The sequence below is a fragment of the Haemophilus influenzae genome, assembly GCF_019703545.1.
Classification (GTDB): domain Bacteria; phylum Pseudomonadota; class Gammaproteobacteria; order Enterobacterales; family Pasteurellaceae; genus Haemophilus; species Haemophilus influenzae_E.
In genome coordinates, this window is sequence record NZ_AP018771.1 from 723882 (window position 1) to 750437 (window position 26556).

Consider the following 26556-nt stretch of genomic DNA (forward strand, 5'->3'; position numbering starts at 1 on the left):
AAAAAAATGTCGGTAAGCGTGTTTAATCGTTGTTGGTCGAAAGTGATTTTAGAAACCTTGGTGCGCCAAGGCGTTTCTCACGTTTGTATCGCGCCAGGTTCGCGTTCGACACCTTTAACTCTAGAAGCCGTACGTTTGCAAAATGCAGGTTCAGTCACTTGTCATACGCATTTTGATGAACGCGGTTTAGGTTTTTTTGCTTTGGGTATTGCTAAGGCAACTCAATCGCCTGTTGCAATTATTGTTACATCAGGTACTGCAACAGCAAACCTTTATCCAGCAATTATTGAAGCACGCCAAACTGGTGTGAATTTATTTGTTTTAACTGCTGATCGTCCACCAGAACTTTGGGAGTGCGGTGCAAATCAAGCTATTTTGCAACAAAATATGTTTGGTCAGTATCCAGTTGCAAATGTTAATTTACCTAAACCGAACGCTGATTATTCTGCACAATGGTTGATTTCTCTACTTGAACAGGCAGCTTTCCAACAAAAACAACAAGGTGGCGTTGTTCATATTAATGTCCCATTTGCCGAGCCACTTTATGATGCAACTGATGAGGAAGTAAATTCCCATAGTTGGCTACATCCGTTACAACGCTGGTTAATTCAAAACAAGTCTTGGATAAATGTAGAAGTCCAACAAAACGAAGTATTAATGCATGAAAATTGGGATCATTGGCGTACCAAACGTGGTGTCGTTGTGGTTGGTCAATTACCTGCAGAACAAGCGATGGGCATTAATTCTTGGGCAAGTGCTATGGGCTGGGTGTTACTGACGGATATTCAATCTGGTGTTGTTCCAACGACACCTTATGAAGATATTTGGCTAGCAAACCAAACTGTTCGTGAAAAACTTCTACAAGCTGATATTGTGATTCAATTTGGCGCGCGTTTTATTAGTAAACGCATTAATCAATTCTTGCAAGCGTTTAAAGGGGAATTTTGGCTAGTTGAACAAAGCGGTAAAGCATTAGATCCTTACCATCATTCATTGACAAGATTCAATGCTAAAGCGCATCATTGGTTGCGTGCACATCCACCTTTACGCCAAAAGCCTTGGTTGCTTGAGCCGTTAGCTTTATCTAAGTTCTGTGCGACCTTTATTGAACAGCAAGTAGGTGGAAATTTAACGGAAGCCTCGCTCGCATTACGTTTACCAACACTTTTACCTTATAACGGTGTTTTATTTTTAGGTAATAGTTTACTTGTTCGTCTAGTTGATGCGCTAACGCAATTACCAGAAAGTTATCCCGTTTATACCAATCGTGGTGCGAGTGGAATTGATGGTTTGTTGGCTACTGCTGCTGGAATAGGTATTGGTTCAAATAAACCTGTTGTTGCGGTGATTGGCGATACGTCCACTTTATATGATTTGAATTCTTTCGCATTATTCAAAAACGTTACGCAACCAACGCTAATCTTTGTGATCAATAATAATGGTGGCGCGATTTTTGATATGTTACCTGTGGATGAACAAGTCAAAGATCAGTTCTATCGATTACCGCATAATGGCGATTTTTCTCAAATCGCGGCAATGTTCGATCTTAAATACGCTCATCCTTATACTTGGGCGGATCTCAATTCCGTTGTTAAACAGGCTTATAGTCGCCGCAAGGCAACGTTAATTGAAATTAAAACGAATCCGAGTGATGGTAGTAGTTTGTATAAACGCTTAATCGATCAAATTAGTCACGCCGTGATTGGTGCTTAAGTATTCTGTAGGCGGGCTTTAGTCCGCCATATTTTAAATAATCCCTTCAATGATAAACATCATTTTTCTTCACGGACTTCTTGGTACAAAAAATGACTGGCAAAAAGTCATTGAAAATCTACCGCACTTTAATTGTATTGCGCTAGATTTGCCTTTTCACGGGCAAGCTAAAGACCTTGAAGTCACAAATTTTGAAGAAACGGCTGAGTATTTGGCTCAGCAAATTAAAAGTGCGGTGAAAAATGAACCCTATTTTCTTGTTGGGTATTCTCTAGGTGGAAGGATCGTTTTGTATTATGCGCTGCAAGCTCAGGTGGAACGATCTAATTTGCAAGGCGTTATTTTAGAAGGAGCGAATCTAGGTTTAAAAACTGACGAAGAAAAGCAGGCTCGTTTTCAGCTGGATTTTGCGTGGGCACAACGTTTTATACAAGAACCACCAGAAAAAGTGTTGAATGATTGGTATCAACAACCTGTGTTTTCTCATTTGACTGCAGAAGAAAGGCTGCAGTTAGTTGAAAAACGAAAATCAAATTGTGGGGAAAATATTGGCAAGATGCTGATGGCGACAAGTCTATCCAAACAACCTGATTTTAGTGAAAAAGTGCGGTTAAGTTCTTTGCCATTTTTTTATTTTTGTGGCGAAAGAGATCATAAGTTCCAAGTATTAGCCAAAGAAAATCAAATTGATTTAGTGACAATTCCCTGCGCTGGACATAACTCACATTTAGAAAACTCAAAATATTTCTCTAAAAAAATAGAAAATTTCATATTAAAAATTGTTAGACCTTAGTTAAAATGCTAGGATTTAATCCTTTCTCTTTATAATAAACTACTAAGGAAACACAATGTCTACACAACTTCGCAATAATCCGATGAAAGTGGCGTTAGCCGCGATGGTCGGTACGGCAATCGAATTTTTTGATTATTATATCTATGCGGCTGCCGCTGTATTAGTTTTCAATACGCAATTCTTTCATAGCGATGATCCTCTTTCTAATGATCTACTTTCTCTTTCTACGCTTGCGCTTGCATTTTTTGCACGTCCTATTGGTTCGGCATTATTTGGTCACTTCGGCGATAAAATCGGTCGTAAAAAAACCTTGGTTGCCTCCCTTGTTTTAATGGGTGGTTCAACGGTAGTAATTGGTTTACTTCCTAACTATGCTCAAATTGGTATTTGGGCGCCGATTTTGCTTTGCGTATGCCGTGTTGGTCAAGGTATTGGACTCGGTGGTGAATGGGGCGGTGCAGCGTTAGTCGCAACAGAAAATGCACCAGAAGGAAAACGAGCTTGGTACGGTACTTTCCCTCAATTAGGCGCACCAATTGGTTTATTTGTCGCTAATGGAACGTTCTTCTTAGTTAGCTATTTACTTGGACATAATGCACTTGTTGAATGGGCGTGGCGTATTCCGTTTGTCTCTTCCATTTTATTAGTTGCAGTTGGTTTATATGTTCGCTTAACTTTGCACGAAAGCCACGTATTTGTGGAAGCAGAGCAAAAAGGCAAAAAATTGAATGCACCAGTGAGTGTTGTGTTTACCAAACACTTAAAACCAATGATTATTGGTACATTTATTATGGTGGCAACTTATTCTTTGTTTTACATTATGACGGCTTTTGCACAGGCATATTCTCGAACCGAGCCAAAGCTTTCTGAAGCAGGTTATGCACTTGGCTTAGGTATCCCAGCAAATACATTTACTGGCTTGTTATTAATTAGTGCCATTGTATTTGGTATTTTTATTAGTATTTCTGGTGTTTATGCCGATAAAATTGGTCGCCGTAAATGGTTGATTTGGGTGACTATTGCTATCGGCGTGCTTGGTTTAGCAATGCCGTTATTCTTAGAAAATGGCACACCAGTTAGCGTATTTGCATTTTTAGTGATTGGTATGGCGATTATGGGAATGACATTTGGTCCAATGGCTGCGCTATTGCCAGAGTTATTTCCAACGGAAGTACGTTATTCAGGTGCCTCTCTTGCCTATAATTTGGCATCAATTATTGGTGCAACTATTGCAGCGATGATTTCTTTAAAAATTAATGCGTCATTTGGTGTAATGGGCGTAGGGATTTATTTAGCAATCAATGCATTAATGACTCTCTTGGCATTATTAGTGTCAAAAGAGACTAAAAATGTAGATTTAACAGAAATCTAATTTTAGTCGTCAATATTTCAGGTTATTTAGCCTTTAGAAATAGTTTATTTAGAACTTATATCAAGTTTAGGTTTTAATACCAACGAGCAAATAGACTACTTTGATTAAATTGATCGGAAGATCGCAGTTTGTTAATAAAAAATCTGCACCTTACTTCGTTAGAAAATAAATCTAATTAAGGTGCAGAATAAAATAAGGTTTTATTGCTTCAAATAAATATTAATTTAACTTAACAACGCTTGTGCAGCTGCGATCACAACAGACACAGCTTTTTCTTCCGTTTGCTTCATTGTTGCTTCATTTGGAATTTCTTGTTGAGTACGGTTTACAATCACGCCTGCAACCATTCCTGCACGTAAACCCAATGCACTACACATAGTGAACAATGTTGAGGATTCCATTTCGTAGTTCATTACATTCAAATCTTGCCATTGTTTAAGTAGCCCTTGGTAATCACGATATACTTTTCCGCTATAGGTATCATAACGTTCTTGACCAGGATAGAATGTATCAGATGAAGCGGTTATACCCACATAAGGCTCGATACCTTTTGCTTTCGCTGCATTATAAAGTGCGGTTGTACATTCAAAGTTTGCCACAGCGGGATATTCTAAAGGTGCGAAATGACAGCTTGCACCATCTAAGCGAACAGAAGCGGTTGTGATAAGAACATCGCCTACATTAATGTGCGGTTGAATTGCACCCGTTGTACCAATACGTAAGAAAGTACGTACACCAAGTTGAGCCAGTTCTTCCACACAAATTGATGTTGAAGGGCCACCAATACCCGTAGAACATACAACAATAGGCTGACCATTGACATAACCTAACCACGATGTAAATTCACGCGTGCTTGCAAGAAACTCTGGGTTATCAAGTTGTTTCGCAATACGCTCACTGCGCGCAGGATCGCCTGGAACAATAGCGAGTGTTGCGCCTTTAAGTTGTGCTTTAGTGAGGTTTAAGTGAAATACGTCTGACATAATAAATCTCCTTATTATCATTGAACGTGATGATTTCGCCCTTAGGAAAAATCTTATTGTAAAGAAAAGAAATAAAACATTTTTAGAAAATTTTGTTTTCTCTTTCAAACATTTTCATTATTTCTCTTTCATTTTTCTGATAACAAATAATAAGTAAAAAAAGAAGTGCGGTCAAAAAGTTAAACGTTTTCGGTTATAATTCCACGTAAATTTTTTCTAGAACAAGCGAAAAATAAAATGAATGCAAAAATTTTAGTTATAAAAGTAGGGGAAGTTCAAACCCTAACCTTTTCAGATGGAAGCCAATACGAAAGCGCAATTCGTAAGAAAACAGTGCCATCGGTAAAAATTCATTCTCTTGGTGCGGAAGGAAACGATGTTGGTTTAAAAAAACATCACGGTGGTGTAGATAAATCTCTCTTTTTTATGTCGGCAGATTCTTTTAATAAATTAAATGCTTTATTAAATAAAGATTTTTCTTATATGGATACTGCGACATACGGAGAAAATTTTGTCGTGTCAGGCTTGAATGAAGACAATGTGTGTATTGGCGATCGTTATCAAATCGGTTCAACCATTTTAGAAGTATCCCAGCCACGCAAACCTTGCGAACGTTTATCAAAAAATACAGAAAACGAAAATACACGTGATATTATTTATCAAACGGGGCTTAGTGGATGGTATGTTCGTATTATTGAAACAGGAATAATTAAGCAAAACGATGAATTAAAATTGCTCGCCCGTCCTTATCCGCAAATAACAATTCGCCATTTAAATCGCTTGTTATCCTCACCTGAAAATGAAGCTGAACTAGAAGCAGCATTAGATATTGAAGTATTAGCCGAAGCCTTTAAACGCTCAATTCGATCGCAAGTATCGAAATTCAAACAACAGAGATAAATATGTCTGAAATTTCAACCGCACTTTCTTTAGAAAATTGTCTGTGTCAATCTGGTCATCATTATGCAGATTGTTGTGGAAAATTTCATTTAAAACAAGCATTTCCCGAAACGGCAGAGCAACTTATGCGTTCACGTTATACGGCTTATGTGTTAAAAAATATTCCCTATATTGTTGCAACAACTGTGCCAAGCCAACAAACTTTATTAGAGCCTAGGTTATTGCAAGAATGGGCGGACAACACCGTGTGGCTAGGATTAGAAATTCTAAAAACAGAAAGCCTTACAAAAACTCAAAGTGCGGTGGAATTTAAGGCGATTTTTCAAGGCGAAGATTGTGAACAAGTCCATCAAGAACGGTCAATTTTTGTGAAAATTGAAGATCGTTGGTATTTTGTAGATCCAACGGTATCATTACCGACAATGAAACAACCTTGTGTATGCGGTTCTGGTAAAAAATTTAAACATTGCTGTGGGGGATTTTTATGATTTCATTGAAACAATTTAGCCTGCTCTTTTGGAAACGTTTTTCAGAAAATAAACTTAATCAAGTAGCTGGCGCATTGACTTATAGCACAATGTTAGCAATGGTTCCTTTAGTTATGGTTATTTTTTCTATTTTCTCTGCTTTTCCTGTATTCAATGAAGTGACGGGAGAATTGAAAGAAATGATTTTCACTAATTTTGCACCATCAGCCAGTGATATGGTGGGCGAATATATCGATCAATTTGTATCAAACTCAAAGAAAATGAGTGCGGTGGGAATTGTGAGTTTAATTGCCGTTGCCTTGATGCTAATTAATAACATCGACCGAACATTAAATAGTATTTGGCACAATAGTCAATCTCGCTCTCCGCTTTCTTCTTTTGCGATTTATTGGATGATTTTGACACTTGGCCCACTTATTATTGGCGTGAGCATTGGGATTAGTTCGTATATTAAAATAATGTTTGAACAATCGGAACATTTATCATTAGGCTTAAAACTGCTCAGTTTTGTGCCTTTTTTATTTACTTGGTTTATTTTTACGCTTATTTACACGGTTGTACCGAATAAAAAAGTAAAAATTAAGCATTCAGCTTACGGTGCATTTCTTGCTGCAATTTTTTTCACTCTTGGTAAACAAGCATTTACTTGGTATATCGTCACTTTTCCCTCTTATCAATTAATTTACGGTGCAATGGCAACCTTACCAATTATGTTATTGTGGATTCAAATAAGTTGGCTTGTGGTATTAGTTGGTGCGCAATTAGCTGCAACCTTGGATGAAATTGGAGAGCAGATCGAGCAATAATACTCGATCTATAAGAAAATTATTGGGCAATCGCCAATGTTTGGTATAAATAATGGCGATAATCATTGAGTAGCTGAATATCAGAAGAATCTTCTAATTTGCCATCACTCAATTTACACATTGCCATATTCGCTTTCATAAATTCATCTTCTGCTGGTAACCCTGCTACATTCATCAAAATACCTCCAGCAAAAGCAAGATCTAAAAACTTTTGTTCTTGCTTAAATTGATGACTACAATTACTTCTTACAACAAATTGTGTCACATAATCAGGTTGTGCATAATCCCCTTTCTTCGGTGGGATAACATTATCAAATGCTACTTGGTGATCACCGAAATAACCTAGAACAAAAGGCTTTTTACGTTCATGTAAATAGTTATTCATTCCTTCAATCGCATCATTCAATGCGACAATACGTTGAGTATAGTCATTCAATGCAGAAATACTTTTAGCCCCTAAATTAGGCATTTGAAGATTAAATATATTTTCTATTCCCAATTCGTATGGACCATGTTCGCGCATCGTCAATACATAAACAAACATTGGCTGATCTACATTTTCTAACGCAGGATGCTGCTTTTCCAAAATCATTCGAGTGTACTTCATCATTTCTTCACTACTAATATCCCAAAGATTTTTACTGATAGGTGCAGGATAACCAAGATCTTGTGGCTGCAACATCAAATCAAAACCAAAATGATCATAAGCAGATTTCGCATTGTAATTACCTTTTGTAAAAGGCGACAAGGCAACACAAAAATATCCTTGAGCTTTTAGATTTTTCACTAAACCTGATTGCAAGTGCGGTACAACAGAATAAAAAACGCCACTTGCTAACGCACCAAAATCGGTCGAAGGCACTCCAGCTAAAAAAGCAAATTCTGATTTCCACGTTGCACCAGCAAAAGTATGTACACGCAACGGCGAAGCAAATACTGTATCACTTTGAGACTCAAACATGGAAAGTGGTGGAATAGATTGCTGACTAAAAGCAAATTGATGAGGGTTCAGCGTGGATTCCATTAATGTTACAACAATATCGGGTTTTGTTTCAGATAGGTTATTTGTATCAGGTGAAAGTGCGGTCATTTTTTCAATAAAATTTTGGCTATTGCCATCAAAATTTGGCACCTTGAAAAAAATACCGCGGCAAGACATTGGTAAATTTAAAAACACATCACGACCATCATCAGGCAAAGAATCTAACCAAACTTGCACCGCACTTGGATTTTTAGAATAATGCCACATCAAGCTAAAGCTAACGATAAACAATAAAGCACCAATGCTACTACCTAATACCCCTAAAGACTCGACATCATTAAAACCAAAAATCGCATAACCTAATAACGCCAGTAGCCCAATAACGCCAAACAACGCACCTTTATAATGAATTAAGGTTTCCCAATTTCGCCAATCTACCACAAGAAAGAAATCTGAAATTAACAAAGGCTGTTTGTAATAATGAATTTTTAAACGATGAAATAACATCAGCACTACAAAAAGCACTGATGAAAAATTTAAAGCACGTTGCCATTGGCTGGAAACCATAAGCATGCCGCCAAATAAAAAAGTAAAAAGCGTAATAGCAAAGAAATAAGTCCAACGATAATGGGAGTTTACAATAAAAATCACTGCCGCAATCGTGAATAAAGCTAAGAAAATATAAGCGATCATAAATTTTCCCTATGATATATAAACAGTTTAAAATTAGATATGACAATGCCTGCGCACTTTATCACGTAAACGTAATGGATTGAACGGGAAAAGGAAATTATTTGGATAAATTGAAAATAAAGTGGTGGGCGATACCGGTCTCGAACCAGTGACCCCCTCCTTGTAAGGGAGGTGCTCTCCCAACTGAGCTAATCGCCCGATAATATTAAGGCAAAACCCTAAATTTTCGGTTTATTTAAACACTTTTAAGTGGTGGGCGATACCGGTCTCGAACCAGTGACCCCCTCCTTGTAAGGGAGGTGCTCTCCCAACTGAGCTAATCGCCCACTAGAAAGCGTTTAAATATAAAGGGAAAGTTTGAGCGGAAAGGACACTTTAGAAAAGTGGTGGGCGATACCGGTCTCGAACCAGTGACCCCCTCCTTGTAAGGGAGGTGCTCTCCCAACTGAGCTAATCGCCCGCTTGGTCAAACTTAGTAACATTAAGAACACTTTTTAGAGAAGTGGTGGGCGATACCGGTCTCGAACCAGTGACCCCCTCCTTGTAAGGGAGGTGCTCTCCCAACTGAGCTAATCGCCCTTAATGTTGTGGGTTGGCATTATAGGGAGAATGCATTTTCAGTCAATACCTTTTTATTAAATTTTGTTTAATTGTCGTAAAAATAAGCATAAAATCCGCTTTTTTATTTAGAAGTCAAACAAGTCGTAGTAGAATAACGACTAATATTTTATTGAAGATAGGTTATAAAAATGAAACTAGATGCTCCTTTTAATTTAGACCCAAATGTAAAAGTGCGTACTCGTTTTGCTCCTAGCCCTACAGGTTATTTACATGTAGGTGGCGCACGTACCGCACTTTATTCTTGGTTATACGCAAAACATAATAACGGCGAATTTGTATTACGAATTGAAGACACTGATTTAGAGCGTTCAACACCAGAAGCAACGGCTGCAATTATTGAAGGAATGGAATGGTTAAATCTTCCGTGGGAACATGGCCCTTATTATCAAACTAAACGCTTTGATCGTTACAACCAAGTGATCGATGAAATGATTGAACAAGGCTTAGCATATCGTTGTTATTGTACTAAAGATCGCTTGGAAGAACTTCGTCATACTCAAGAACAAAATAAAGAAAAACCACGTTATGACCGTCACTGCTTACACGATCACAGCTATTCACCTGATGAACCCCACGTTGTACGTTTTAAAAATCCAACTGAAGGCTCGGTAGTATTTGATGATGCCGTACGTGGCCGTATTGAAATCAGCAACAGTGAGCTTGATGATCTTATTATTCGTCGCACAGACGGTTCTCCAACTTATAACTTCTGTGTAGTTGTAGATGACTGGGACATGGGTATCACACATGTTGTGCGTGGGGAAGATCATATCAATAACACGCCTCGTCAAATTAACATTTTAAAAGCAATTGGTGCCCCAATTCCAACCTATGCACACGTTTCTATGATTAATGGCGATGATGGTCAAAAACTCTCTAAACGACATGGCGCAGTAAGCGTAATGCAATATCGTGATGATGGTTACTTACCAGAAGCTTTAATTAACTATCTTGTGCGTTTAGGCTGGGGACATGGCGACCAAGAAATTTTCAGTCGCGAAGAAATGATCAACTATTTCGAATTAGATCACGTTAGCAAATCAGCTAGCGCATTTAATACCGAAAAATTACAATGGTTGAATCAACATTATATCCGTGAATTACCGCCAGAATATGTGGCTAAACATCTTGAATGGCATTACAAAGATCAAGGCATTGATACAACCAATGGTCCTGCATTAACTGAAATTGTCTCTATGCTTGCGGAACGCTGCAAAACCTTAAAAGAAATGGCTAGCTCAAGCCACTACTTTTTTGAAGAGTTTGAAACCTTTGATGAAGCTGCAGCGAAAAAACATTTCAAAGGCAATGCTGCTGAAGCGCTTGCAAAAGTGAAAGAAAAATTAACCGCACTTTCTAGCTGGGATTTACATTCTACTCACGAAGCCATTGAACAAACGGCTGCAGAACTAGAAGTAGGTATGGGCAAAGTTGGCATGCCATTACGTGTCGCTGTGACAGGTTCTGGTCAATCTCCATCAATGGATGTTACCCTAGTCGGTATCGGCAGAGATCGCGTACTTGCACGTATTCAGCGTGCTATTGATTTTATTAATGCACAAAACGCTTAATATTTAACCGTATAACAAACGCATAATAAAATCGTATTGACAGCCACATAGTCAAATTTTATCATGTTGCTGTCTTTTATGGGGATATAGCTCAGTTGGGAGAGCGCTTGAATGGCATTCAAGAGGTCGTCGGTTCGATCCCGATTATCTCCACCAAATTAATAAAGCAAGGTTACTTACCTTGCTTTTTTATTATCAATAATCAATATCTTAGTGAATTTTAACAAAAATAAAAATCAAAGCGTGCTAGAATAGTACGCTTTTTTATTACATCGTTAGAAACCATATCAAGGAATAATTATGCGTCCAAATAATCGAGAAAATAATCAACCCCGCCAAATTAAAATTACCCGTAATTACACCAAGCACGCTGAAGGCTCCGTGCTTGTTGAATTTGGGGATACCAAAGTGCTTTGTACTGCAACAGTGGAAGATGCTGTGCCGCGTTTCTTAAAAGGACAAGGGCAAGGCTGGGTCACGGCTGAATATGGAATGTTGCCACGTTCAACACATAGTCGTATGCAACGTGAAGCGGCTAAAGGTAAACAAGGCGGACGCACAATGGAAATTCAACGCTTAATTGCTCGCTCTTTGCGTGCGATGGTGGATCTCAAAGCACTTGGCGAACGTGCGATTACTTTAGATTGCGATGTTATTCAAGCAGATGGCGGCACACGTACCGCATCCATTACTGGTGCTGCTGTCGCATTATGTGATGCGATCAACGGTTTAATTGAGAATGGCACGTTAAAAACTAACCCAATTAAAGGTCTAGTTTCGGCGATTTCTGTAGGGATTGTTGAGGGGCAAGCCGTTTGTGATTTGGAATATGTGGAAGATTCTGCAGCGGAAACCGATATGAATGTTGTGATGATGGAAGATGGTCGCATGATTGAGGTGCAAGGCACTGCAGAAGGCGAGCCATTTAGCCATGAAGAATTATTAACATTATTAGATTTAGCGAAACAAGGCTGTAATCAAATTTTTATCGCTCAACGCGAAGCGCTAGGCTTATAAACACAGTTTATAGGAGTTAAAAAATGGAACAATATAAACGCGATTTTATCGAATTTGCTTTAAGCAGAAATGTATTGAAATTCGGCGAGTTTACTTTGAAATCGGGGCGTAAAAGTCCGTATTTCTTCAATGCAGGTTTGTTCAATACGGGGGCAGATTTAGCGCGTTTAGGCGAGTTTTATGCTGCGGCAATTCAAGCAAGTGCGGTAGATTTTGATGTGGTTTTTGGCCCCGCTTACAAAGGTATTCCAATTGGCACTTCAGTTTCGGTGGCGTTATTTAATCGTTATGGTATTGATAAACCCGTGTGTTTTAATCGCAAAGAAGTGAAAGATCACGGAGAGGGCGGCAATTTAATTGGTAGCCCATTGCAAGGAAAAATTTTGCTTGTGGATGACGTGATTACGGCTGGCACTGCAATTCGTGAATCTATGGAATTAATCAGTGCAAATAAAGCAGAGCTGGCGGCGGTATTGATCGCTCTAAACCGTAAGGAACGAGGAAAAGGCGAGCTTTCAGCAATTCAAGAAGTAGAACGTGATTATCAATGCCAAGTGCTATCAATCATTGATTTAGATGATTTGATGCAATTTATCGAACAAGATCCTCGATACAGTAGCCATTTGCCAGAAATGCGTGCTTATCGTGCCGAATTTGGCGTATAAAACTTGAGAAATAAATTTTTATCATCATTATAAAAATAACCGCACTTTGACTTAACAGAGGAAAGAATGGGATTTATTGGAAAAATTATAGGCGTATTTTTAGGTTGGAAAGTTGGTGGATTTTTTGGTGCGATAGCTGGTCTCATTTTAGGTTCTATTGCAGATAAAAAATTGTATGAACTTGGCTCGGTAAGTTCTAGTTTCTTTAAAAAGAAAACAACGCGTCAAGACTTGTTTATGCAAACCACTTTTGCGGTGTTAGGGCATTTAAGTAAATCGAAAGGGCGTGTAACAGAAGAAGATATCCAATTAGCTAATCAACTAATGATTCAGCTTAAACTGGATGATGCAGGGCGTAAATTAGCGCAAGATGCATTTCGTCGTGGTAAAGAATCTGATTTCCCAATTCGCCAAGTTATCCGTGAATTTCGCATTGGTTGTGGGCAACGTGCTGATTTATTGCGAATGTTCTTACAAGTGCAAGTTCAAGCGGCTTTTGCCGATTCAGAACTTCACGAAAATGAGAAAGAAGTGCTTTATGTGATCGCTGAAGAACTTGGTCTTTCTCGTATGCAATTTGAACAAATGATTGCGATGGAAATGGCTGCTCGAGCTTTTACTCAAGGCGGTTTTTATCAGCAATATCAACAAGATGCATATCAAGGTGGCTACCAATATCAGCAACAAAATAGTGGTGGTTACCAACATGCTTCTGGCCCAACGTTAAATGATGCCTATAAAGTATTGGGTGTGACTGAGTCCGACGAGCAAGACACGGTTAAGCGTGCTTATCGTCGTTTAATGAATGAACACCATCCAGATAAACTCGTGGCGAAAGGTTTACCGCCAGAAATGATGGAAATGGCAAAAGAAAAAACTCAACAGATTCAAGCCGCTTACGATTTAATTTGTAAAGCAAAAGGCTGGAAATAGTGCGTGTTATTCTTGCGCCTATGCAAGGGGTTTTAGATCCCTTTGTACGCCAACTTCTCACCGAAGTGAATGACTACGATTTATGTATAACAGAATTTGTCCGCGTAGTTGATCAACTTCTTCCTGAAAAAGTATTTTATCGTTTATGCCCTGAATTAAAAAATCAGGGCTTTACTTCTTCTGGCACGCCTGTGCGAGTGCAGTTGCTAGGGCAGCATCCAGAATACCTTGCTGAAAATGCAATTCGTGCAATCGAGCTTGGCTCTCATGGCATTGATTTAAATTGTGGTTGCCCTTCTAAAACAGTGAATGGCAGTAATGGCGGTGCGGCATTATTGAAACAGCCTGGATTGATTTATCGTGCAACTCAAGCCTTACGCAGAGCCGTGCCAAGTGAATTCCCCGTTAGTGTAAAAGTGCGGTTAGGCTGGGATAATATTTCTCAAGCTTTTGAAATCGCTGATGCGGTGGAGCAAGGTGGTGCAACCGAAATTACAGTGCATGGACGCACAAAATCTGATGGTTATCGTGCTGATAGAATTAATTGGAAAAAAATTGGTAAAGTCCGAGAGCGTTTATCCATTCCTGTTATTGCTAACGGAGAAATTTGGCATTGGCAAGATGGTCAAGATTGCTTATCTCAAACAGGTTGTCAGGATTTAATGGTGGGACGAGGTGCATTGAATATTCCGAACTTAAGCCATGTTCTGAAATCAAATGCAGAAAAAATGCCTTGGAATGAGATTCAAAAAATCTTGCAAAAATATGCGAATGTTGAAAATGAATATGGCAGCGGTTTTTACCATGTGGCACGAATTAAACAATGGTTACGTTATTTGAATAAGGAATATGATGAGGCGAACCAAGAGTTTGATAAGATTAAGACTTGCCAAACTGCTGAAGATTTGAAATTACGTTTAAATGATAAATAAAAAACCTGCTAATCAGCAGGTTTTCTTTTTCTAAATTATTTAAAAACTCACCGCACTTTTTAATTTTTTCAGTGCATTGGTTTCTAATTGACGGATACGTTCCGCAGATACATTATATTTTGCTGCTAAGTCGTGTAATGTTGCTTTGTTATCATCTAACCAACGAGCTTTAATAATATCCTGACTACGTGCATCCAAACTTTGTAACGCCACACCTAATTGCTCGGTTGCTTGGCTTTCAAAGTTTTCATTTTCCAGCTCTGCAGCGAAATTAGAACTTTTATCTTCCAAATAAAGGGATGGAGAATAGGTCTCTGTTTCTGCATCATCAGTAGGTAAATCAAAACCTACATCGGCACCGCTCATTCGAGACTCCATTTCGATCACATCTTCTTTGGAAACACCCAATTCATTTGCGACCATATCAACTTCATTTTCGTTGAACCAGCCTAAACGTTGTTTAGTTTTGCGTAGGTTGAAAAATAATTTACGTTGAGCTTTCGTGGTCGCTACTTTTACGATACGCCAGTTACGAAGCACATATTCGTGGATTTCCGCTTTAATCCAATGTACGGCAAATGACACCAAACGTACACCAACTTCAGGGTTAAAACGTTTTACCGCTTTCATTAAGCCGATATTGCCTTCTTGGATTAAGTCAGCTTGTGGCAAACCATAGCCAGAATAGCCACGTGCAACATGGATCACGAAACGAAGATGCGACAAAATAAGTTTTTTCGCGGCATCTAAATCCTCGTGATAATACAAACGTTCTGCCAATTCCTTTTCTTCCTCTGCGGTCAGCATCGGATATTCATTTGCTGCACGAATATAACCTTCGATACTGCCTTGAGGAACTAACATCATTTGTGTTTCTTTATCCATCGTTTCCCTTCTTTATTTTGGCTTTTGCCAATCAATGAGCCTAGTTATAGCACAATAAGCTATCTTATTGAACTAATTTGTCAATAAGACAGATTTTATCAATTGAAAGTTCAATTATTTTTAAATAATTCTGATTAATTAGCAAAGTGGAATTAAAGTTAAATTAAGATTTTCATCAATGACTTTGAATAGTAGATCGATATTCGGATGTTTGCCTGGATTTGCTTTAGCATCTTCTACGTGTTCTGCAAACCATTCAACACCTTGTTGTGCGGAAGTGCGGTTTAATTTTCCGTTAAATTTTTCAGCCAACGCATTATAAAGGCGAAGCGAACCTAATTTACCTTGTATCGCAGGAATGTTATGGATAATAGTTTCTCCATTCATCACGTTCAAACCCGTTAGATGATCGATTTTGGGCAAGATTTCTAAAATTTCTTTAAAGTTCATAGTGTTATCCTTAGTTTATAAAATTATGTGATAGTTTGCTCGCTATTTACTTCGCCAGTTTCACTGATAAATCTTACTTCAGGTTGCAAATATACACCGAATTTTTCTGCAACAGTTTGGCGAACGTGATGGGCAAGTTTGACTACGTCTTGTCCTGTTGCCCCACTTTTGTTAATTAACACTAATGCTTGTTTTTTATGAACCGCAGCCCCTCCTATTTGAAAACCTTTAAGATTACATTGATCAATCAGCCAGCCTGCCGCTAATTTCACTGAGCCATCTGCTTGTGGAAAGTGCGGTAGATTTTTGTGATGTTTTTTGATTTCCTCAAAATGTTCTGAACTGACAACTGGATTTTTAAAGAAACTCCCTGCATTACCCGTTTCATTTGGATCAGGTAATTTACTTTTACGGATATGACAGACTTCATCAAAAATTTGTTTAGCCGTGACAGTTTTTGGATCGAACGCTACAAGCGAACCATATTTTAGAATAGGCTGCCAATCTTTTTTAAGCTTTAATCCAACCGCTGTAATCACGTAACCTTGCTGATAACGATGTTTAAAAGTACTTTCACGATAACCAAATTCACATTGTTCTGTGTCGAGTCTAAAGGTTTCATTCGTGTTTAAATTAAGTACATCCACATAATCGCACACATCTTTAAATTCAACGCCATAAGCACCGATATTTTGAATAGGCGCAGATCCTGCACAGCCAGGAATTAAAGCCAGATTTTCTAAGCCATAAATACCATTATTAATAGACCATTCCACCAATTTATGCCAATTTTCCCCACCATTGACGTGAAGATAGTGAAAATTTGCATTTTGTTCGTGCGTAATCCCCATTAAACGATTTAAAACCACCACGCCATTAAAATCATCCAGAAACAGAACATTACTGCCTTGACCTAAAAAAAGTACGGGTAAATTTTCTGATTTAGAATACGCCCACACTTGTTGTAACTGTTCGATACTATGTGCTTCAATAATTTCACGTGCATTAGATTGAATGTGGAAAGTATGAAAAGGCTGTAAATTTTGCATTTTGATGTCCTAAAATAATGTATGCGGCAAGGTAATCTTGACTTGCGTGCCGCCTTGTTCACGGCAATGAATATGCAATTGTGCATTAAGCTGACGACAGCGTTCCGCCATAATATTCAAGCCGTAATGCCCTTCTGGTTCTTCAAGATTTGGAATGCCAACCCCATCATCTTCAACTAAAATTTCATATTCGCCTTCCGCATTAATTCTTGCACTTATTTCAATTGCTGTGCCTTGAGAATGTTTGATTGCATTGGTTGTTGCCTCACGTACAATTTGAAGTATATGCACTAACTGTTGAGGATTTAAACTTTGTGAGGGTAATTGACTTTTTACATTCATTTGCATTGAAGTTTGAGTGCGTAAAGAATTAATTACCTGTTCTAAAGCGAGTTGTAAATTCGCTTCTTGTATGGTTAAACGGAAAGTGGCTAAAAGCTCGCGTAACTGTGCGTAACCACCAGAAAGGGCTTGTTCAAAATCGGCAATAATTGCCAAACTCTTTTCTTTTGATTGTTCGTCTTCTTTCTTCAGGTTATGTTTGAGCAAAGTAAGTTGAATTTGTAAAAATGATAAGACTTGTGCCAAGGAATCGTGCAATTCTCGCGCGATAATTGAGCGTTCTTCCATTAATAAAATCTGTTCTTTCTGACGTAAATTTTTATGGAAATAAAGCGCACGAGCAAGCATTTGCGCTAAATTTTGCATAATTCGGGGATCTGGACAAGGTAATCCTGCTTGCCAAGACAGTACACCTAATTCTTCGTTATCCACAGAAAGGGTTTCGATTTGTAGTTCATTATTAGCATCTTGCTTACCCAATGTAATATCCCAATGTTCAGCCCCCATCACTTCCACTTTAACGAAGTTCAAATGGTCGCTAATAAAAATGTAATGCAAAACTTGATTTAAAATTTTATCGTTAATTGTGTTTGTATTCAGAAGTTGAGCACTTTGATAAAGAGTGCTTAAAGTGCGGTTAGTTTGACGCAACTTTTGCGTTTTTTCGTTTACCGCTTCTTCTAAACGGGAATAAAGCTGTCCCAGTTCTGTGGACATTTGTGTAAATACGCGAGCCAGTGTGCCAAGTTCATTTTGTTTCCTTGTGTCAAGTGGAATATGATTGAATTGACGCATTTGCACTTGCATACTGGCTTTTGTCATTAAATGCAAAGGTTTCACAACTTCTCGGTTTGTATACCAAATCACATAAGACACCATCAGCAAAATTAACAACATCGCAAAACCTAATACTGAAACGCCCAAAATCCATTTTTGCTCACTAAAACGTTGTAATTCAAACACAAAATAATCAACATCTGCCACATAGTCAGTAAGCTGCTTACTATAGTTTTTTACATCCTGTTGGCGTGCATATTTTTCCATGTTCGTCCAACGTTGCAAAATGTTTTGATAGGAATGTTTTAATACATTCGGTGTGAAAAATTGATTTTGAACTTCCAATAAAGCAGATGAATGAAGACTTATATGATAACGACGTAAGTTCGTTTCCACGCTTTCTGGTTGGTCTTGCATTTCATAAAGCAAGCGATAACTTTGCATACGCAAAGAACCTGAAATATTAATGGCTTCGGCATCATATTTATTACTGCTCATAATTGCCAAACTGAGAGAACTAATCACACCAGCAACGATAAGAATGATAAATAAATATTTCGCAATACGAGTGGAAACGGAACCTTTAGTATACACAGAAAACTCCAGTGGAAATTTAGAAAAGTGCGGTAAAATTTTTATTTCTTTTTAAATTTAGCCCAAACTTTATCTTCTTGACCACGCCATAAGCGTTGAATGTTATCGTGATGACGATAAATTAATAGGCAACACACCAGTGCAACAGGAAAAGTAAATTCAGGTTTAAACCACCAAACATAAAAAGGCACAAGTAAAGCAGAAATAACCGCACTTAATGAAGAATAGCCACTAACAAGAAAAACAAAGATCCACGTACCAAACATTGAACCTGCAACAGCCCAAGAAATCGGTGCGATTGCCCCAAAGGCAGTTGCAACACCTTTGCCACCTTTAAATTGAAAGAAAATTGGGAAAATATGCCCTAAACAAGCACCAAGTGCGACCATTCCTAATTCAAATTGGGTTAAACCTAAATAATAACCTGCCCATACAGGAATCATCCCTTTTAACATATCAAAAATAAGCACCGCCAAGGCAGACTTACGATTTCCAATGCGCAACACATTTGTCGCCCCAGGGTTGTGTGAACCATTTTGACGTGGATCTGGCAAGCCTGCAATGCGACAAATTAAAATCGCACTGGAAATTGAGCCTAAAAGATAGGCAAAAAGCATATAAAAAAGGGCGAAAAGGCTCATTTTGCACTCCAGCAAGAAAAACTGTTCGTTATTCTACCCAAAATTGATAGCATACGCCTACAATAATTTTAGAGGAAACCTTATGGATCGTATTTTTATTGAAGAATTGACTGTTTTTGCACAAATCGGTGTATATGATTGGGAACAGCAAATAAAACAAAAACTTGTGTTTGATTTGGAAATGGCTTGGGATTGTAAACAAGCGGCAGAAACGGATGATGTTGCATATTGTTTAAATTATGCTGAAGTGAGCCAAGCGATTATTGATTATGTGGAAAGTAAACCTTTCTTGCTGATTGAGCGAGTGGCTTATGAAGTGGCGGATTTGCTTGAGTCACGTTATCAACTTCAAGGATTAAAAATTAAACTGAGTAAACCAAAAGCCGTCGCGCAAGCTCGAAATGTTGGCGTATTGATTGTACGTGGATGTTTAAAATAATGTAGCGATAGTGGCTATTAAGAAATCTGACAGGCATGCAATTTAATTGATGTCTGTCAGATTGGCTTTATGCTTTTACCTTGTGTTCTGAATAGTTATTGTTCAGCTTCTAACTCTCCAACACTCACTTTAGTATTATTACCTTTATCGCCGAATTGTTGTTCTTCGCAACCGTTACCTGCATCACAAACTGCAACAGAAACAAGTTTTTCAACATCTAAGCTACTCACTAAATTTGTATTAATGATTTTTTCGCTTGAGTCCGTAACATTCAATTGCTCAGCAGACAAGTTGGTGGCTCGCACACCGTTAATTTTGTCATAAAGTCTAGCAAAACCACGTTCACTGAGTTTGGTAGAATCGCCGTTAATTTTTGTTTGATTAAAGTTTTTCTCACGAGGCAGTTCAAAGAATGTGAAATTTGAATTTGATTTTACCTCAATTTCTACCCCTTTGGAGCTTAAATAAGCTGTCCCACCGTTTGGTGCTAAGGCAGTGATGTCGGCATTTTCAATGGTTGTTTTAGTATCTGCGTTATCACCAATAGTAAATGCCATATTGGCGATATTAGCATCATTATCAATTGAGCCTGGCGCACCATTAATGATCACTTCCTTCCCAGTTCTTCCACCTGTGTTAATTGCAGTAATTTTCAAGTCATCTTTGCTGTTTTTACCTGCAATTTTTGTATCGCCATCAGTTCTAAAGGTGTAACCCTGATGAGATTTCACAAAAATAGAACTTTTTTCCCCTATTAATTCCCCGATTAAAAACATCGTAGCATAAGGTGCTTTTGGAGATATATCGCTTTTCTCATCGCCCACGATTTTGATATGTGAGTTTACCATTGAGACTTTACCATTCATTCCTAAACGGTTAATTTGAGTTGAAATATCTTCTGAATTATATTTATCAAAAGTAATATCAATCTTGCTATTATCTAATTTAATTTTTTCTGCCAGTAAATGCACAAATCCATTTTTCAGATTAATATTACTGTTAGAAATATTAATTTCTGTGCCTTTAATAGCTGCTCGCCCTGTATTTTTGGTGGCAAACATATCAAAACGATGCCAATAGGCTCTGTTCATATCTAAATCTAAATCACTGTAATATCCCCAACGGCGTCTGCGTTGATCTAACTCCGATAACTGCGTACGTTTGTCTAAATCTAATACACCGTATTCATATTTCGAACCCCTACCATTTCTATTACGGGATACCCCCCCATCAATGTAAAAATTCGTCTGTCCTGTGGCGGCGATGTTATCTAAATTAACTTTTTCAAATCCACCTGCTAAAACCACATCATCAACCTGATCAAATACTACATTACGCATCTTAACATCAAACTTTTTGCGTTGTGAGCCTTCCGTTCTACGCCATCTATCGAGGTCTTCTTCATTGACACTACGCCCCAATCCCATAGCTCCGTTACCAAGATTTATTTTGCTGTCAGTAATGGTAATATTTGATTGAAAATCTTTCTCATTCTGCAAACTGGTTATAAAAAATAAACGACCTGTTGAATGAATATCCGCATTATTGATATCAATATGACCTTTGTTAGTTAGCTTTAATAGCGAATCTGTGCCTTTAAAGGAATCTATATGAATACGTCCTGAAATATTAACGTCCTTTCCTTTAAGATTTACTTTTCCATTATTAGCTAGTAATGAACTTAACGCCTCTGTTTGTATAAATGAATCCGTACCCGTACCCGTTTTATCTTTATCTTGATCCGCAATACGAATATTTTCATCGTCTGGCACGTCAATATTAACTTCTGTTTTTAATGTTTTATGCTCATCGCTATAGTGCTTTGTATTATCTTCACGTCCAAAGTCACCTTTGATATTAACGCTTTTGCCTTTAAAGTCGATTTTAGGCGAGGTAACTTTTGAGCCAGTTTGAGAAGTGATTTTAAGTTTTTTATTTTCATTTGAGGTAAATAAAGTTTCAACTTCCCCTTTAATATCACTTTTATCATTTAACTTAATTTCATCAGCAGATAACACAATTTTTCCGTTTGTATTTCTGACTTTAGTCGCTTCTAACACACCATTATTCACAACCAAACTATCTAATGCTTGCTTACGCCCTTTTGCGCTTAGTGTAATATCTCCTGCTTTAATACTCCCTTCATTTTTAACAATACCTTCATTTTCAACAATACCCTGTACTGTATTATCTTCTAATGCCACACTTATAACGCTATCTGGTAAGGTAAATGTGAAATCCTCGCCTGAGGATAAATATACTTTGCCATTGATTGTAGAGTTTTTTTCAACGTTAATGTTCCCTTTATTGATAACTTCATCGCCATTAAGTACCACGAAATCTTGTGCCGTAATGTTCCCTTCATTGATAACTTGACCTTCTTTTACCACCAGACCGTCTTTTAGCACCTGACGGTTTTTTACCACCTGACCATCTTTTGTTTTACGGGTAAATTGATAGCTATTGCTATTGCCATTTTCACTGATTTTCTCTAAATCTTTGGTCGTTGCAAGTAAACCAGCTACATTAATTTGTGCCCCTTGGGTAATAATAACCCCATTAGGGTTTGCTAAATAAACTTTACCGTTTGCCGTCAATTTCCCTTGGATTTGGCTAGCATTGCCGCCAGTTACACGGTTATATGCCACAGAATTTTCGCCAGGCTGTATAAATTCCACTTCTTTATTTTGGCCGATGTCAAAACTATGCCAGTCTATTTGAGTTGTAGGGGTTGTTTGATTAATCGTCATTTTATTTTCAGCTTGAGAAACAGTTGCATTCCCAGTAATGATCTGATGATTTTGTGGAAAATCCCGTGTAGAAGCATATGCCGCACCAGTGTAAGTGGTCAATATGATAAGAGAAATTACATTTAATTTATACATAGCATACCTCCTTAGAAAGTTTTAATCATAGAAAGCCAAAATTGGTGTTTATCGGCATTATCAATATTGTTATCAAGCGGCTTGGCGACACTGACATTGATGGCATAGCTGCCAGCATCTGAAAAAGAAAGTCCTGCACCAACGCTTTGTAATTTCACGCTATTTTTCACGCCTTGTGCGAGAAATTGGCTATTTTTATAATATTTTCCCAAACCATAGTCATAGAACAATGAACTAACTAGCACACTTTGGGAAAAGACTGGTAAATAATGTTTGAATTCTGTTTGTATCAAATGCCCTTCATCCACAGAAGCCGCACCAGCTTGATGTCCACGTACTCCAGACAAACCACCAAGCAACATTTTCTGTGAGCTTTCAAGGGTTTTATCGGCAAACTGACCGTTTATACCAATATTGAAAGCAAAAGATTTTGGTAAAATTTGCTCGTGAGACAAGCGGTAGTTATATACCGTAAAATGCGATTGTGGTTGAAAATTCTCTACTGCATTATGTCGTTGTTCATTAGTTTGATTCGCTAAATTACCGAACAAGGTAGACAATGAAAAATAAGTTGTCCCATCTTTAATAAGATTCCAAGAACCGTCAATCCCTGCAGTTAAACTATTTATTTTCCGTTTTTGTTTCACATTAACCGCTTGTTGTTTATCCGTAAGGTTTTGATGATTAAAGCTCACTTTAGTACTTAAACGAAAATTTGGTGTACGGATTGTTGGGTGCAACAAATAAGCCCCTAAGGTATGGGAATGCCCTTGAGATTGTAATGATTTAAAATTACCACCTAATTTGTAGTCGAGATAGTTAGCAGTTACACCAAAACGCGTAGAATAACCATCAATTAAAGAGGAATAATCTATACGAGCATTTTTTAAATTAGCCTGATTAGAACTCATTAAATCCAGTTTCAATTCATCGCCCCAGCCATTCAAATTACTGACTTTTGTCCCCGCAGCCAAACGGTAACGCCCTGTATATTTGTTGCCTTGGTTATCTACTGAAACATAACTAGAAAAACGTTTTGCATCGTTAATCTTAATCAGTAAATTCGCTTCGCCGACTTTTTTGCCTGCGGAGAGTTGCAAACCAGCATTTACCCCTGGAACATCGTTTATTGTTAAAGCAAATTTTTCTAACTCATCTTTCAAAATAAATTCGGACGCATTCACTGTTGTATTAGAGAGACGGGATACAAATTTATTGCTTAATGCACTGTGATTTTGCAAGCGTATTTCGCCTACATTACCTTTGAGTAACAAAATTTTTACCGTACCTTGCTCAATTTCCTGCGGTGGTAAAATTGCTTTTGCAACTAAATAATTATTATGACGATAAAATTCGCTGATCTCATTTGCTAAATTACTTAAATCTGACAGCGATACCTCTTTTCCTACATAATTTTTTAAAATATGTGCAAGCTCGTCTGTGACGACTTCTTGATTGTTTCGATCTAAAATCTGTACTTGCTTAAGTGGAAATTTCAGTCCTTGTTTATACTGTGCAGTATAAGGCGAATTTGCCGTTTGATTAAATAATTCGCCACTAGGTTTGGCTTCTGATTGAATTTGACGTTGTTCTAGTTCACGGTTCAATGATCCAGTATCTGGCCGATCTAATGCCATCACTGATTTACTCAAAACAAAGCCTAAACTGACCGCACTTGCAATAACAGAATAACGAGGTCTCATTTTCATTCCTTATGTCCTATTAATTGATAAAATTACAAAAATTGAGGGAAAACAGCTTTAGGGCGTTTTTCCAAAGTAAATTTAGAAGCTATAAACTGCACTAATTTTCGCATTACGACCAGTGCCTTCCATTAAACTAAACGCGGGTTGATATTTTCTATCAAACAAGTTTTCCAGTGCAAAATCTAAACGCAGGTTTTTCCATTCGCCTTTTAATGGTGCATAGGTAGCACGAAGATCGGTCAGTATATAACTTGGGTAGGTAACACTATGATCTTTAGGCACTCGGCGTTGAGCAGCGTAATGGGTTACTGTCGCTCCCACCGTGAATTTGTCTTTTACTAAAGCATAATTTACCCCTACGCCGATTTTGCTTGCGGCAATGTTTGATAAAGCTTCGCCACTATCTTTATCTTTACCTTTGGTGCTGCCGTAGTTAGTAAATAGCGTTAAACGTTCTGTTTGGTATTGAGCTTGCAACTCAATACCGCTTAAACGGGCATTAGTTATGTTTTGATACTGGGAATTTGTTGGCAAAAATGCTCTATTTGTACTTGCACCTGCACCTGCACCTGCATTTGCATTTGCATTTGCATTTGCACTTGCATTTGCATTTGTATTTGTCTTTGCATCATTAAATATTTTTAAGTTAATAAAATCTTTCACATCATTACGGAAATAAGTCGCTTCAATTTTGAATTTATCGTCTTGTTTAAACAGACTATCAAAATGTAGATTTGCGGTAATTTCTTTATTTTTCGCTGTTTCAGGGCGCAAATTTGGATTTGCTACAAATCTATTGACTTGATCTAGCCCTAGAGTATTTGCCCCAAAGTGAGCACCACTCACAAACCGCTCTTGCATAGATGGTGCTCGGAAAGCTTCATTATATTTGGCAGTAAAATCTAACCAATTGGTCACTATCCAAGTCAATTTTGTGGCAGGAGATAAATGATTATCCTTGTATTTTACAGTTTTACTTGAGGTATCGTAGTGGTCATAACGTACACTTGGCGAAAGTAGCAATTTTTCCCCAAATAGCGGAATATGAGCGATTAAATAAACGCCTGTAGTGTTTGAATTCGCATTATAGGGTTCCGCTCGAAACTTCGCATCACTACCGTTTGTGCCTCGTTCGGTACGGATTTTATCTCGCATATAATCCACCCCATAAACAAAGGAAATGTGAGATAATTCGGAAGAATTACGTAAATTTATACCTCGGGTAGTCAATTTAGTCTGATCTTTCACACCACTGACTTTACGCTGTTCTTTCTCAATAGTTTTATTGTTATACAGCGCGATATGCGTATTTAGATAAGGATTATCTGGCGTTAAATAATAGTTAAATACCGTGCTTTGATCAGGAATTTGTTGATCACTTAAATAACTGACACTACCAAAACGTGTCTTCACTTTAGAGTAAAACTCTGATCTTTCTGATTCTGATGGTTGTCTTCTAGGAAGAAGATCGTCTTTTGATCCGTGGAACTTGTTGATTTGATCTGTAATTTGTTCATTGGTAAGTTCGTTTTCCACCTCATTATTGCTTGGTGCTGTTTGTTTAAAACGAGTTTCGCGGTGGGATAATTCCACGCGGTTCGCATCATTAATTTGCCAACCAAACTTTGCTAAGCCCCCAAACTGTTTATAGGCGGTATTATTCAGCTTATTGCCTTTACCAGTGCGTAAATTATCCGCATTATTATAGAAACCACTAATAAGAACATCGAATTTGTCATTTGCCGCAAATACAGACACATCCTTTTCCGATAAATTATTAGCAGTTTGATAACCTTGGCGAATTTTAACTCCGAATTTGTCATTATTTTTCAATAAGTCCAAAGCATTTGGCGTACGCATTGCCACAACACCACCCAATGCACCGCTACCCCATAAGGAGCTACTTGGTCCTTTGATTACTTCAATTTCTTGGATGAGTGACATTGGAAGAAAATAAGAACCTCTATGTGCTAAATCAAAATTTTGTCTCACGCCATCAATAACTTGCACAACACGATTATCACTTAACCCTCGAATATTAGGTTTTTGAGCAATGCTTCTTGAACCGCCTCTAATATCAACATTGGGAATGTCTTCTAACGCAGCTGCAACACTAGTGGCTTGCTTGGAAAGAAGACTATCTTTAGATTGTTTTTCTGGCGTATAAGCAAACCTACTTGGATCTCGTGTCGCAATAACGTTGATAGAGTCTAATTCAACGGATTGCGCTAGCGCATTTGCTGTCACTAAGGTTGTTGTAATTGCAAGGGAAAGTTTAGAAAATCGCATCTGTTTTCCTTATTGTAATAATTAAAAAGA

The 26556-nt window shown here is 37.8% G+C and carries 22 protein-coding genes and 5 tRNA genes; 13 read left to right on the forward strand and 14 right to left on the reverse strand.

Annotated elements, in window-relative coordinates:
- Positions 1 to 6 precede the first annotated feature (6 nt).
- Genes menD through K6J66_RS03650 form a run of 3 tightly spaced genes read left to right on the forward strand, consistent with a single transcriptional unit; the run spans position 7 to position 3878 of the window.
- Positions 7 to 1713: a 2-succinyl-5-enolpyruvyl-6-hydroxy-3-cyclohexene-1-carboxylic-acid synthase gene (gene menD / locus K6J66_RS03640; RefSeq protein WP_110442560.1), complete on the forward strand. Its 1707-nt coding sequence runs from the start codon at positions 7 to 9 to the stop codon at positions 1711 to 1713.
- A gap of 49 nt (positions 1714 to 1762) precedes the next feature.
- Complete coding sequence (menH, locus tag K6J66_RS03645) at positions 1763 to 2506, forward strand: 2-succinyl-6-hydroxy-2,4-cyclohexadiene-1-carboxylate synthase (RefSeq protein WP_110442559.1); 744 nt, start codon at positions 1763 to 1765, stop codon at positions 2504 to 2506.
- Positions 2507 to 2561: 55 nt separating this feature from the next.
- A complete protein-coding gene (locus tag K6J66_RS03650; protein ID WP_110442558.1) occupies positions 2562 to 3878 on the forward strand; it encodes an MFS transporter in 1317 nt (438 codons plus the stop codon).
- Positions 3879 to 4102: 224 nt separating this feature from the next.
- On the opposite strand, the gene udp is transcribed toward K6J66_RS03650, so the two are convergent.
- Positions 4103 to 4861, reverse strand: a complete 759-nt coding sequence (gene udp / locus K6J66_RS03655; RefSeq protein WP_110442557.1) for a uridine phosphorylase — start codon at positions 4859 to 4861, stop codon at positions 4103 to 4105.
- Positions 4862 to 5098: 237 nt separating this feature from the next.
- Here udp and K6J66_RS03660 point away from each other — a divergent pair, with 237 nt between their 5' ends.
- From K6J66_RS03660 to K6J66_RS03670, 3 genes are read left to right on the forward strand one after another with little or no spacing between them, the layout of a single operon-like run.
- Positions 5099 to 5761 carry an MOSC domain-containing protein gene (locus tag K6J66_RS03660; RefSeq protein WP_110442556.1) on the forward strand — a complete coding sequence of 221 codons (663 nt, stop codon included), beginning with the start codon at positions 5099 to 5101 and terminating at the stop codon, positions 5759 to 5761.
- Between the two features lie 2 nt (positions 5762 to 5763).
- Positions 5764 to 6249: a YchJ family protein gene (locus tag K6J66_RS03665; RefSeq protein ID WP_110442555.1), complete on the forward strand. Its 486-nt coding sequence runs from the start codon at positions 5764 to 5766 to the stop codon at positions 6247 to 6249.
- Positions 6246 to 7055, forward strand: a complete 810-nt coding sequence (locus K6J66_RS03670; RefSeq protein ID WP_038439209.1) for a virulence factor BrkB family protein — start codon at positions 6246 to 6248, stop codon at positions 7053 to 7055. The genes K6J66_RS03665 and K6J66_RS03670 overlap by 4 nt, the downstream gene beginning before the upstream one ends.
- 19 nt (positions 7056 to 7074) lie before the next feature.
- Here the strand turns inward: K6J66_RS03670 and lpt6 are convergent, their stop codons facing one another.
- The 5 genes from lpt6 to K6J66_RS03695 all read right to left on the reverse strand — a co-directional run bounded on the left by lpt6 (position 7075) and on the right by K6J66_RS03695 (position 9309).
- Positions 7075 to 8730: a phosphoethanolamine transferase Lpt6 gene (gene lpt6 / locus K6J66_RS03675; protein ID WP_110442554.1), complete on the reverse strand. Its 1656-nt coding sequence runs from the start codon at positions 8728 to 8730 to the stop codon at positions 7075 to 7077.
- 122 nt (positions 8731 to 8852) lie between these two features.
- Positions 8853 to 8928: transfer RNA gene (locus K6J66_RS03680), tRNA-Val, on the reverse strand.
- 52 nt (positions 8929 to 8980) lie between these two features.
- Positions 8981 to 9056: transfer RNA gene (locus K6J66_RS03685), tRNA-Val, on the reverse strand.
- 58 nt (positions 9057 to 9114) lie between these two features.
- Positions 9115 to 9190, reverse strand: a tRNA-Val gene (locus K6J66_RS03690).
- Between the two features lie 43 nt (positions 9191 to 9233).
- Positions 9234 to 9309: transfer RNA gene (locus tag K6J66_RS03695), tRNA-Val, on the reverse strand.
- Between the two features lie 170 nt (positions 9310 to 9479).
- On the opposite strand from K6J66_RS03695, the gene gltX reads away from it, so the two are divergent.
- From gltX to dusC, 6 genes are all read left to right on the forward strand, one after another.
- Positions 9480 to 10922 (forward strand): glutamate--tRNA ligase, encoded by a 1443-nt coding sequence (gene gltX, locus K6J66_RS03700; protein ID WP_038439206.1) that lies wholly within the window; start codon positions 9480 to 9482, stop codon positions 10920 to 10922.
- A gap of 80 nt (positions 10923 to 11002) precedes the next feature.
- Positions 11003 to 11078 (forward strand) — tRNA-Ala (locus K6J66_RS03705).
- Between the two features lie 144 nt (positions 11079 to 11222).
- A complete protein-coding gene (gene rph / locus K6J66_RS03710; RefSeq protein ID WP_038439204.1) occupies positions 11223 to 11939 on the forward strand; it encodes a ribonuclease PH in 717 nt (238 codons plus the stop codon).
- A 23-nt stretch (positions 11940 to 11962) separates the two neighbouring features.
- Complete coding sequence (gene pyrE / locus K6J66_RS03715; protein WP_005644452.1) at positions 11963 to 12604, forward strand: orotate phosphoribosyltransferase; 642 nt, start codon at positions 11963 to 11965, stop codon at positions 12602 to 12604.
- Between the two features lie 66 nt (positions 12605 to 12670).
- The gene (gene djlA, locus K6J66_RS03720) at positions 12671 to 13537 is read left to right on the forward strand and encodes a co-chaperone DjlA (RefSeq protein WP_005692169.1); all 867 of its coding nucleotides are present in this window, start codon (positions 12671 to 12673) and stop codon (positions 13535 to 13537) included.
- On the forward strand, positions 13537 to 14469 hold the full coding sequence (gene dusC / locus K6J66_RS03725; protein WP_110442553.1) for a tRNA dihydrouridine(16) synthase DusC: 933 nt from the start codon (positions 13537 to 13539) through the stop codon (positions 14467 to 14469). The genes djlA and dusC overlap by 1 nt, the downstream gene beginning before the upstream one ends.
- Before the next feature lie 39 nt (positions 14470 to 14508).
- Here dusC and rpoH read toward each other — a convergent pair whose 3' ends face one another.
- The 5 genes from rpoH to plsY all read right to left on the reverse strand — a co-directional run bounded on the left by rpoH (position 14509) and on the right by plsY (position 19207).
- The gene (gene rpoH, locus K6J66_RS03730) at positions 14509 to 15354 is read right to left on the reverse strand and encodes an RNA polymerase sigma factor RpoH (protein WP_005648902.1); all 846 of its coding nucleotides are present in this window, start codon (positions 15352 to 15354) and stop codon (positions 14509 to 14511) included.
- Positions 15355 to 15492: 138 nt separating this feature from the next.
- Positions 15493 to 15804 carry a DUF2322 family protein gene (locus K6J66_RS03735; protein ID WP_005668897.1) on the reverse strand — a complete coding sequence of 104 codons (312 nt, stop codon included), beginning with the start codon at positions 15802 to 15804 and terminating at the stop codon, positions 15493 to 15495.
- A 23-nt stretch (positions 15805 to 15827) separates the two neighbouring features.
- Complete coding sequence (gene murB, locus K6J66_RS03740) at positions 15828 to 16853, reverse strand: UDP-N-acetylmuramate dehydrogenase (RefSeq protein WP_038439202.1); 1026 nt, start codon at positions 16851 to 16853, stop codon at positions 15828 to 15830.
- Positions 16854 to 16862: 9 nt separating this feature from the next.
- On the reverse strand, positions 16863 to 18566 hold the full coding sequence (gene narQ, locus K6J66_RS03745; protein ID WP_038439201.1) for a nitrate/nitrite two-component system sensor histidine kinase NarQ: 1704 nt from the start codon (positions 18564 to 18566) through the stop codon (positions 16863 to 16865).
- 41 nt (positions 18567 to 18607) lie between these two features.
- The gene (gene plsY, locus K6J66_RS03750) at positions 18608 to 19207 is read right to left on the reverse strand and encodes a glycerol-3-phosphate 1-O-acyltransferase PlsY (protein WP_005653382.1); all 600 of its coding nucleotides are present in this window, start codon (positions 19205 to 19207) and stop codon (positions 18608 to 18610) included.
- 82 nt (positions 19208 to 19289) lie between these two features.
- Here plsY and folB point away from each other — a divergent pair, with 82 nt between their 5' ends.
- Positions 19290 to 19646, forward strand: a complete 357-nt coding sequence (folB, locus tag K6J66_RS03755; protein WP_013525514.1) for a dihydroneopterin aldolase — start codon at positions 19290 to 19292, stop codon at positions 19644 to 19646.
- Positions 19647 to 19741: 95 nt separating this feature from the next.
- On the opposite strand, the gene K6J66_RS03760 is transcribed toward folB, so the two are convergent.
- From K6J66_RS03760 to hxuC, 3 genes are all read right to left on the reverse strand, one after another.
- A complete protein-coding gene (locus tag K6J66_RS03760) occupies positions 19742 to 22531 on the reverse strand; it encodes a filamentous hemagglutinin N-terminal domain-containing protein (RefSeq protein ID WP_110442552.1) in 2790 nt (929 codons plus the stop codon).
- Between the two features lie 11 nt (positions 22532 to 22542).
- Positions 22543 to 24240 carry a heme/hemopexin-binding protein HxuB gene (gene hxuB, locus K6J66_RS03765; protein ID WP_110442551.1) on the reverse strand — a complete coding sequence of 566 codons (1698 nt, stop codon included), beginning with the start codon at positions 24238 to 24240 and terminating at the stop codon, positions 22543 to 22545.
- Between the two features lie 75 nt (positions 24241 to 24315).
- Entirely contained in the window at positions 24316 to 26526 is a 2211-nt protein-coding gene (gene hxuC, locus K6J66_RS03770) for a heme/hemopexin-binding protein HxuC (RefSeq protein ID WP_110442550.1), read from the reverse strand.
- Positions 26527 to 26556 lie beyond the last annotated feature (30 nt).

Excerpts from the sequence above, each read along its gene's own strand:
- menD (WP_110442560.1), top strand. The coding sequence starts at position 7 with ATGTCGGTAAGCGTGTTTAATCGTTGTTGGTCGAAAGTGATTTTAGAA.
- menH (WP_110442559.1), top strand. The coding sequence starts at position 1,763 with ATGATAAACATCATTTTTCTTCACGGACTTCTTGGTACAAAAAATGAC.
- K6J66_RS03650 (WP_110442558.1), top strand. The coding sequence starts at position 2,562 with ATGTCTACACAACTTCGCAATAATCCGATGAAAGTGGCGTTAGCCGCG.
- udp (WP_110442557.1), bottom strand. The coding sequence starts at position 4,861 with ATGTCAGACGTATTTCACTTAAACCTCACTAAAGCACAACTTAAAGGC.
- K6J66_RS03660 (WP_110442556.1), top strand. The coding sequence starts at position 5,099 with ATGAATGCAAAAATTTTAGTTATAAAAGTAGGGGAAGTTCAAACCCTA.
- K6J66_RS03665 (WP_110442555.1), top strand. The coding sequence starts at position 5,764 with ATGTCTGAAATTTCAACCGCACTTTCTTTAGAAAATTGTCTGTGTCAA.
- K6J66_RS03670 (WP_038439209.1), top strand. The coding sequence starts at position 6,246 with ATGATTTCATTGAAACAATTTAGCCTGCTCTTTTGGAAACGTTTTTCA.
- lpt6 (WP_110442554.1), bottom strand. The coding sequence starts at position 8,730 with ATGATCGCTTATATTTTCTTAGCTTTATTCACGATTGCGGCAGTGATT.
- gltX (WP_038439206.1), top strand. The coding sequence starts at position 9,480 with ATGAAACTAGATGCTCCTTTTAATTTAGACCCAAATGTAAAAGTGCGT.
- rph (WP_038439204.1), top strand. The coding sequence starts at position 11,223 with ATGCGTCCAAATAATCGAGAAAATAATCAACCCCGCCAAATTAAAATT.
- pyrE (WP_005644452.1), top strand. The coding sequence starts at position 11,963 with ATGGAACAATATAAACGCGATTTTATCGAATTTGCTTTAAGCAGAAAT.
- djlA (WP_005692169.1), top strand. The coding sequence starts at position 12,671 with ATGGGATTTATTGGAAAAATTATAGGCGTATTTTTAGGTTGGAAAGTT.
- rpoH (WP_005648902.1), bottom strand. The coding sequence starts at position 15,354 with ATGGATAAAGAAACACAAATGATGTTAGTTCCTCAAGGCAGTATCGAA.
- K6J66_RS03735 (WP_005668897.1), bottom strand. The coding sequence starts at position 15,804 with ATGAACTTTAAAGAAATTTTAGAAATCTTGCCCAAAATCGATCATCTA.
- murB (WP_038439202.1), bottom strand. The coding sequence starts at position 16,853 with ATGCAAAATTTACAGCCTTTTCATACTTTCCACATTCAATCTAATGCA.
- plsY (WP_005653382.1), bottom strand. The coding sequence starts at position 19,207 with ATGAGCCTTTTCGCCCTTTTTTATATGCTTTTTGCCTATCTTTTAGGC.
- folB (WP_013525514.1), top strand. The coding sequence starts at position 19,290 with ATGGATCGTATTTTTATTGAAGAATTGACTGTTTTTGCACAAATCGGT.
- K6J66_RS03760 (WP_110442552.1), bottom strand. The coding sequence starts at position 22,531 with ATGTATAAATTAAATGTAATTTCTCTTATCATATTGACCACTTACACT.
- hxuB (WP_110442551.1), bottom strand. The coding sequence starts at position 24,240 with ATGAAAATGAGACCTCGTTATTCTGTTATTGCAAGTGCGGTCAGTTTA.
- hxuC (WP_110442550.1), bottom strand. The coding sequence starts at position 26,526 with ATGCGATTTTCTAAACTTTCCCTTGCAATTACAACAACCTTAGTGACA.